This is a genomic window from Cellulosimicrobium sp. CUA-896 (assembly GCF_001942335.1).
Lineage (GTDB): Bacteria > Actinomycetota > Actinomycetes > Actinomycetales > Cellulomonadaceae > Cellulosimicrobium.
Window position 1 is genome coordinate 20,488 of record NZ_MKKH01000035.1, and the last position, 8,098, is coordinate 28,585.

General features: G+C 74.7%; 9 protein-coding genes and 1 pseudogene. All 10 read right to left on the reverse strand.

The window, feature by feature from the left end; all coding sequences use genetic code 11:
- Positions 1-54: 54 nt before the first annotated feature.
- The gene (locus BJF88_RS22200; protein WP_369824590.1) at positions 55-918 is read right to left on the reverse strand and encodes a GNAT family N-acetyltransferase; all 864 of its coding nucleotides are present in this window, start codon (positions 916-918) and stop codon (positions 55-57) included.
- Positions 915-1,847, reverse strand: coding sequence for an RluA family pseudouridine synthase (locus tag BJF88_RS12165; protein ID WP_075828993.1), 933 nt, complete (start codon positions 1,845-1,847; stop codon positions 915-917). The genes BJF88_RS22200 and BJF88_RS12165 overlap by 4 nt, the downstream gene beginning before the upstream one ends.
- Positions 1,844-2,485, reverse strand: a complete 642-nt coding sequence (locus tag BJF88_RS12170) for a signal peptidase II (protein WP_075828994.1) — start codon at positions 2,483-2,485, stop codon at positions 1,844-1,846. Before BJF88_RS12170 ends, BJF88_RS12165 begins: the two co-directional genes overlap by 4 nt.
- A 46-nt stretch (positions 2,486-2,531) precedes the next feature.
- Positions 2,532-2,993: a TraR/DksA C4-type zinc finger protein gene (locus BJF88_RS12175; RefSeq protein ID WP_075828995.1), complete on the reverse strand. Its 462-nt coding sequence runs from the start codon at positions 2,991-2,993 to the stop codon at positions 2,532-2,534.
- Positions 2,994-3,128: 135 nt separating this feature from the next.
- Positions 3,129-3,797, reverse strand: a complete 669-nt coding sequence (locus BJF88_RS12180) for a DivIVA domain-containing protein (RefSeq protein ID WP_075828996.1) — start codon at positions 3,795-3,797, stop codon at positions 3,129-3,131.
- Between the two features lie 118 nt (positions 3,798-3,915).
- Positions 3,916-4,200, reverse strand: a complete 285-nt coding sequence (locus BJF88_RS12185; RefSeq protein WP_075829005.1) for a YggT family protein — start codon at positions 4,198-4,200, stop codon at positions 3,916-3,918.
- 75 nt (positions 4,201-4,275) lie between these two features.
- Positions 4,276-4,758 (reverse strand): cell division protein SepF, encoded by a 483-nt coding sequence (locus BJF88_RS12190; protein WP_075828997.1) that lies wholly within the window; start codon positions 4,756-4,758, stop codon positions 4,276-4,278.
- A 139-nt stretch (positions 4,759-4,897) separates the two neighbouring features.
- On the reverse strand, positions 4,898-5,662 hold the full coding sequence (locus BJF88_RS12195; protein WP_075828998.1) for a polyphenol oxidase family protein: 765 nt from the start codon (positions 5,660-5,662) through the stop codon (positions 4,898-4,900).
- Positions 5,659-7,003: pseudogene (gene ftsZ, locus BJF88_RS12200) on the reverse strand (cell division protein FtsZ). Before ftsZ ends, BJF88_RS12195 begins: the two are co-directional and overlap by 4 nt.
- Before the next feature lie 208 nt (positions 7,004-7,211).
- On the reverse strand, positions 7,212-8,098 hold an 887-nt coding region (locus BJF88_RS12205; RefSeq protein ID WP_222843999.1), incomplete at its 5' end, for a cell division protein FtsQ/DivIB.

The following is an 8,098-nucleotide window of genomic DNA, read 5'->3' on the forward strand; positions in this document are numbered from 1 at the left end:
CTCCGGTTCCGTGTGTTGCGTCGCCCTCGCGCGGTGGTGGGTGGTGTCGCGGCTCTACCATCCGCGCCTCGTGCCTCGGCGCTCCCGCCAGGCCCGCCACGAGCCGCGACACCACCCACCACCCCGCTCTCCCGACCCGTCGCCTCGGCGACGTGCAGGCGCGCCCGTGTGGCCGCGTTCGCGGGTGCGGTGCGGGACGAGCACGCGCGGCCGGGCCGCGGGGCGCGGTGCCGTTCGGTGCGAACCCACGGGAGCCAGGGAGGACGCGCAGAACGAGCCCGCGGGGCCGGGGCCGTGCGAAGGGCCGTGGTCGGGCCTGGCGGGAGGCCGAGGGACGAGGCCGGATGGTAGGCCCGAGCGCGGCCCCGGCCCCGCGGGCGGTGGCGACCTGCGCCGGGCGGTCAGCCCTCGACCGTGAGGGTCTTGACGGCGTCGCGATGGTCGATGCCGGCGCGAGGTAGACCGGGCCGTGGACGGTGTAGCCGAGGCGTTCGTAGAAGCCCGCGGCCTGGAGCTGGGCCGACAGCTCGACGCGCACGGTCGGGCGCCGTCGGGGCCGGCGACCGCGTGCTCGGCGAGCGCGAGCTCCTCGAGGGCGCGCACGACCGCTGCGCCGGCTCCGGTGCCCCGGGCCGAGGCGGCGACGGCGACACGGCCCACGTGCGTCTCCCCCGGGTGCGCCGGGTCGGTGAGCAGCCGGCCGGTGCCGACGACGGCGCCGGCGGCGTCGCGCACGAGGACGTGCGTCGTCGTGGGTGCGGTGTCGAGGTCGTCGATCTCCTCCTCGACCGGGACGTGCTGCTCGTCGACGAAGACGGCGAGGCGTAGCGCGTGCGCCTCGGCCAGCCCGGCGGCGTCGCGCACGCGCTCGACGACGAACCGGGGCGCCCCCGGGCCCGCGGGCGTGGCCGCGCTCACGCGTACGCCCCGCGCAGGACCTCGAGCGCGTGCGCGAGGTCGTCCGGGTAGGAGCTCTCGACCTCGAGCCGGCGGCCCGTCGTCGGGTGCTCGAACCCGAGCCGGACGGCGTGCAGCCACTGGCGCGTGAGGGCGACGCGCGAGGCGAGCACGGGGTCGGCGCCGTACGTCAGGTCGCCCACGCACGGGTGGCGCAGCGCGGAGAAGTGCACGCGGATCTGGTGCGTGCGGCCGGTCTCGAGGTGCACCTCGACGAGCGAGGCCGCCGGGAGCATCTCGAGGACCTCGTAGTGCGTGACCGAGGGCTTGCCGTCGGCCGTGACGGCGAACTTCCAGTCCGCGCTCGGGTGCCGGCCGATCGGCGCGTCGATCGTCCCGGTCGTCGGCTCGGGGTGGCCCTGGACGAGCGCGTGGTACACCTTGTCGACCGTGCGCTCCTTGAACGCCCGCTTGAGCGCGGTGTACGCGAGCTCGCTCTTCGCGACGACCATGAGTCCGGACGTGCCGGCGTCCAGGCGGTGCACGACGCCCTGGCGCTCCGCGGCCCCCGAGGTCGAGATGCGGTAGCCGGCCGCGGCGAGCGCGCCGACGACCGTGGGTCCGGTCCAGCCGGGCGACGGGTGCGCCGCGACGCCCACCGGCTTGTCCACGACGACGAGGTCGTCGTCGTCGTGGACGATGCCCATGCCGGGCACGGGCTCGGCGACGACCTCGACGGCGGCGGGCGCGGCGTCGGGCACGTCGACCTCGAGCCACGCCCCGGCGGCGAGGCGGTCCGACTTGCCGACCTCCCGTCCGTCGACCTGGACCGCGCCGCCCGCCGCGAGCTCGGCGGCGCGCGTGCGGGACAGGCCGAGGAGACGCGACAGCGCGGCGTCGACACGCTCCCCGGCGAGGCCGTCGGGGACCGGCAGGGCCCTGACGCTCACCGGGTCCCCTCCTCCGCGGACGGCCCGTCGGGGCGCGCGTCCGACGCCGACGTCCCGTGCTCGGCCGTGCGCCGCCCGGCGTCGCGCCCCTGCCGGGACCCGTCGACGCCGATCCCCATGACGGACAGCACCCCGATCATCACCGCGGCCGCGACGATCGCGACGTCCGCCACGTTGCCGACGAAGAACCCGGCGTAGTCGATGAAGTCGACCACGTGCCCGCGCGCGAAGCCCGGCTCGCGGAAGAACCGGTCGACGAGGTTGCCGAGCGCACCGCCCAGCAGCAGGCCGAGCGCCACGACCCAGGCCCGGGAGCCGATCCGGCGCACCATGCGCACGATGACGACGACCACCGCGACGACGACGATCGTCAGGAGCCACGTCATGCCCGTCGCGATCGACAGTGCCGCGCCCGGGTTGTAGAGCAGCCGCAGTCCCAGGAGGTCGCCGACCAGCGGGATCGTGTCGTCCCCGAGCTCCAGGGAGGACTCGGCCCACCACTTGGTGAGCTGGTCCACGACCAGCACCACGGCGGCGAGGACGACGGTCCACGCGACGAGGGAGCGGCGGGGGCGCGGCGGCACGGCGGGGACGTCGGGGGCCGGTTCGCCCGGCTCGGGGTGCGCAGAGGTGGACATCGGCGGCAAGTCTGCCACGTGGTCGGCGCGGCTCACGCCGTCTGCGTCAGCGACGCTCCTCGCGCTGCTTCGCCTCGACCGACAGGGTCGCGCGCGGGAAGGCCTGCAGGCGCGCCTTGCCGATCGGCAGACCGGTCGACTCGCAGGTCGCGTAGGTCCCCGCCGCGATCCGCGCGAGGGCGTGCCGCGTCTGGGCGAGGAGGTCGCGCACGTTGTTGACGAGCGTGAGCTCCTGCTCGCGCTCGAGCGCGCTCGACCCCGAGTCCGCCTGGTCGTCGCCCGCGCCGTCGCCGGAGTTGCGCAGGAGGTTCGACAGCTCCGCGTCCGCCGCGGCGAGCTCGCCCTCGAGGCGCTCCTTCTCTGCCAGCAGCTCGGCGGCCAGCTCCTCGACCTCCTGCACGGTCCACGGCTCCTCCCCGTCGCGCACGGGGAAGGACTTGACGTCCTTCGCGAGGTTCGGGAACTGGTCGCGCACGGCCGACCTGGCCGCGGTGCTGAGCTTCGTCATGGCGCCCTCCTGGGGTCGAGTCACGCGAGAGTAGACGCAGCGGCCGGTACGCACAACACACCACGCCGCCCCGGACCGGGGGAAGAGCGCAGGGTGCCGCGCGTACCGGCCGCTGCCGGACGATCGACGCTGAGGCTAGATGCCGGAGGCGAGGTCGCTCGTGCGACCGGACCCTCCGACGTTGCTGCGCGGCGGGAGGGCGCTGCCGCGGTTGTCCAGGTCCCCGAGGAGGTTCTGGAGGTAGCTCTTGAGGCGCGTGCGGTAGTCCCGCTCGAACAGGCGCAGCTCGTCGATCTTGCGCTCGAGGAGCGACCGCTCCTGCTCGAGCTGCGAGAGGGTGCGGTGCGACGTCTCCTCCGCCTCGCGGACGATGCGCGCGCCCTCCTCCTTCGCCTCCGCGATGAGCCGGTCGCCCTCCTCCTGGCCCGAGCGCACGTAGTCGTCGTGCAGCTTCTGCGCCAGCTGGAGCATCCCGGTCGCGGACTCCGGCTCGGCGGCGTTCTTCGTGACCATGGCCTGCGACGGGGCCGCGGCCGGGGCCGGCTCGGGCTCCGGAGCGGCGGGCTTCTCGACCGGCGCGGGCTGCGCCGCGGCGGAGGACGCGTCGGCCCTGCTCAGCTCGGCGACGCGGCGCTCCGCGGCGGCGAGCTTCGACTTGAGGTCCTCGTTCTCCTCCTGCACGGAGTTGAGGGTCCTCACCACCTCGTCCAAGAAGTCGTCGACCTCTTCGACGTCGTAGCCCTCGCGGAACTTCGTCGCCGAGAACTTCTTGTTCAGGATGTCCTCTGCAGTGAGCAGTGCCATCGGTTCACCTCGTTGCGTGTGCGTATCGGTCCGGGCGACCTCACGATCACCAGGATCCAAAGTAGCGGAGATTGGCCCGGGGGGCCGGGAGCAGCGGCCCTCGCGCGCCGCGGCCGGCTCAGACGCTCTGCACGACCTGCAGCAGGATCGTCACGGCCAGGAAGAGCACCACGAAGGCCAGGTCCAGACGGATCTGCCCGAGCGTGAGCGGCGGGATGAGCCGCCGCAGCAGTCGCAGCGGCGGGTCCGTCGCGGTGTAGATCACCTCGGCGAGCACGAGCACCACGCCGCGGGGCCGCCACTCGCGGGCGAACACCTGCACCCAGTCGAAGATCAGGCGGCCGATGAGCAGGAGCAGGTACAGCCACAGGAGGAACCCGAGGATGCCGGTGACGAGGTCCAGGATCACGGGACAACTGTGCCATGCGCCGGCGACGTGCCGGTGCACGCGCCGTGTCGGCGCGGTGCGCCGGGCGTGTCAGCTCTGGTTGTAGAAGCCCGCACGCCCGTCCTGCGGGCCTGCCTGGTCCTCGCCCGTGATCTCGACGTGCTCGGGCGAGAGCAGGAAGACCTTGTTGGTCACGCGCTCGATGGCGCCGTGCAGACCGAAGATCAGCCCGGCCGAGAAGTCGACGAGACGCTTGGCGTCCGCGTCGTCCATGTCGGAGAGGTTCATGATGACCGGCGTGCCGTCGCGGAACGCGTCGCCGATGACCCGGGCGTCGTTGTACGAGCGCGGGTGCACGGTCGTGATCCGACGCAGCTCCGAGGGCGACATGGTCGTCTGCGGGACCTCCCGCGGACCGAGCGCGCGGTGGAGCGGTGTCACCTGGGCCTCGTAGTCGTGCGGCACGTCCGCCCCCGTCTCGTCGTACTCCTCGACGTACTCGTCCTGGTCGACCTCGCCGCGATCATCAGCGAGGCCCAGATACAGCATGGTCTTGCGCAGCGCTCCCGCCATGGGCTTGCTCCGTCCTCACTCGTGCCGTCGGGCCACCGGCCGTCGGACCGGTCGCCTCACCGTAGCCGAGCAGGTCAGGGTGCGCGCCCGCGACACGCCCGGGACGGGTGAACCCCGGGCCCGCCGGTGCCGGCGCCGCTCACGGCCCGAGCGCGACGAGGCCCGCGAAGCGTCCCGTCGTCGTCCCCGACCGCGCCGCGCGCCGGTGGGAGTAGAAGCGCTCGTCCTCCAGCGTGCAGACGCCCGTGCGCCGCACGTCGCCCACGCCGCACGCGGCCAGGTCCGCGGCGACGCCCGCGGGCAGGTCGAGCGCGGCGGTCCCCCACGACGTCGTCGACCAGGCGGCCGGACGCGTCGCGGCCACCTCGTCACGCATCGTGGCCGGGACCTCGTAGCACGCGCCGCACGCGGACGGTCCGACGACGGCGCGCACCCGGGCCGGGTCCGCCCCCGCCCGGACCATCGCCCGCACGACCGCGGGGACGACGCCCGCGGCCAGACCGCGGCGACCCGCGTGCACCGCCCCGACGACGCGCGCGGGGACGTCGGCGAGGAGCACCGGGACGCAGTCGGCGACGAGCACGCCGACCCCGGCGCCGTCGACGCCCACGAGCCCGTCCGCCTCGCCGACGGTGTCGGCCGGTCCCGTCCCCGCGTCCGCGTCGCCGGCCGTCCCGACGACGGCGACGCCCGTGCCGTGCACCTGCGTCGCGAAGTGCGCGGTGCGCCCGAGCCAGCCCGCCGCCCGGGCGCGGTTCTCGCGCACGCGCGCCGCGTCGTCGCGCACGCCGAGACCGAGGTTGAGCGAGTCCCAGGGGTGCGGCGAGACGCCGCCCGCGCGCGTGGTGAAGCCGGCGCGGACCCCCGCGCCCAGGTCCACCTCGAGCACGGGCGCGAGACTCACTTGAGGAAGTCGGGGACGTCGAGCTCCTCGACCTTGCGGCGGGCGGGCTCCTCGTCGTACATCCGGGGCGGGACGTCGACCGACGGGTTCTGCGCGTGCGCCGCGTGGTCGCCGTCGTACCCGGGCTCGGGGTCCGACCCGACCACGGTGAACGCCGGAGCGGGAGCCGGGGGCTGCACGGGCACCGGGCCGGGCCCGCCGTCGAGGGTCACGGGCACGTCGTCCCCGTCGGACGCGATCGGCGCGAGCGGTCGCGGCAGGACGTGGGCGCCGGTGGTCGGGGCCGGGCTCGCGGCGGGCCCCGCACCGGGCACCGCGGGGACCGCGCTCGTCGCCGGCCGCGGGGCGCCCCCGGCGACCTGGCCGAGGCCCCGGCCGTCGGTGCGCGCCTGGGGCGCACCGCCGTCGAACCCCGCGGCGATGACGGTCACGCGCACCTCGTCGCCGAGCGCGTCGTCGATGACCGCGCCGAAGATGATGTTCGCCTCGGTGTGGGCGGCCTCGTGGACGAGGCGCGCGGCCTCGTTGATCTCGAACAGGCCGAGGTCCGACCCGCCCTGGATCGACAGCAGCACGCCGTGGGCGCCGTCGATGCTCGCCTCGAGCAGCGGCGAGGAGATGGCCAGCTCGGCCGCCTGGACGGCACGGTCCTCGCCCCGCGCCGAGCCGATGCCCATGAGCGCGCTGCCCGCGCCCTGCATGACCGACTTGACGTCGGCGAAGTCGAGGTTGATGAGGCCGGGCGCGTGATGAGGTCGGTGATGCCCTGGACACCCGACAGCAGCACCTGGTCGGCCTGGTGGAAGGCCTGGAGCGCGCTGACGTTGCGGTCCGACATCGACAGCAGGCGGTCGTTGGGAATGACGATGAGCGTGTCGACCTCGTTGCGCAGGTTCTCGATGCCCTGCTCCGCCTGGACGGAACGGCGGCGGCCCTCGAACGTGAACGGCCGCGTGACGACGCCGACGGTGAGCGCGCCGAGCGAGCGGGCGATGCGCGCGACGACCGGCGCGCCACCGGTGCCCGTGCCGCCGCCCTCGCCGGCGGTGACGAACACCATGTCGGCACCGCGCAGGACGTCCTCGATCTCGTCGGCGTGGTCCTCGGCGGCCTTCTTGCCGACCTCCGGGTCCGCCCCGGCACCGAGCCCGCGCGTGAGCTCGCGCCCGACGTCGAGCTTGACGTCGCGTCCGACATCAGCAGCGCCTGGGCGTCCGTGTTGATGGCGATGAACTCGACACCCTTGAGGCCGACCTCGATCATCCGGTTGACGGCGTTCACGCCACCGCCGCCGATGCCGACCACCTTGATCACTGCCAGGTAGTTCTGCGGAGTTGCCACGTCGATGCCTCTCGATCTGTCGCCCTAAACCTTCACCCTCAACTAGAGGGTTAGAGTTATGTCAGGTTGTTCACGTGTCGACGGTAGGTGCCGACGTACCGTTCATCAACGACCCGCGCGCGCGTGTCGTCGTTCCTCGCGGGGACGTCGCGCCCCCTGGCCGGGACGGGCTGCCCGAGGCCCGTCGTGCGGCGCCGCAACCGCCCGCTCACCGCGTCACCGGCAGCGTCGGCGCGGACACGTCGAAGACCGTCGCCGCCGCGTTCTCCGGCACGGCGCGCAGCGTCTGCAGCACGCGCACCTTCAGCGCGGCGTCCTCGGCGCTCCCCCACTCGACGGTGTCCCCGTCGCGCAGGCGCATGACGACCGCGTCGCGCGTGGACGCCGACACGTGCTGGACCTGCGCGGCCAGGTCCGCCGGGAGGGCGTTGAGCAGGACGATCGCGGCGTCCAGCGCGAGCGGGTCGGCGTCGTCGAGCGGGACCTCGACCTGGGGCAGGCCCTCCGGCGCGGCCGGGTCCGTGCGCACCCGCACGCCGTCGGCGTCGAGGAGCGCGAAGCCCTCCTCCACCGGGACGGCGACGACCGGCTCGCGCGACTCGAGCCGCACGTCGAGCCCCGTGGGCCACGCCCGTCGGATCTCGACGTCGCGCACCCCGTTGAGCTCCAGGACGCGGTCGCGCAGGGCGACGGTGTCGAGCCGTGGCAGCGGCGTGCCGGCCGCCTCCCCGACGACGGCGGCGACCTGGGCGGGGTCGACGACCGTGCCCTCCCCGCTGATGGTGACGCGACCGGTGTCGAGCCCGAGGACGGGCGAGAAGAGCACGACCCAGCCGAGCGCCGCGGCCGCGAGGACGGCGAGGACCCAGCCGACCACGCGCCGCACCAGGCGGTGCCGCCGCATCGCGTCCCGCTCGGCCAGCCGCTGCGCCATCCCGTGGGAGACCACGCCGCGGTCCCGGTCGGAGGGGGTGCGCGCGGTGGTCGACGTGGCGGCCGACGTGGTGGCGGCCGGCACCAGGTCCTTCCCGGTCTTCGGCGCGCCGCCGAGCGCGGGCGGCCGGGAGCCCGGTGACCACCAGTCTGCCCTGAACG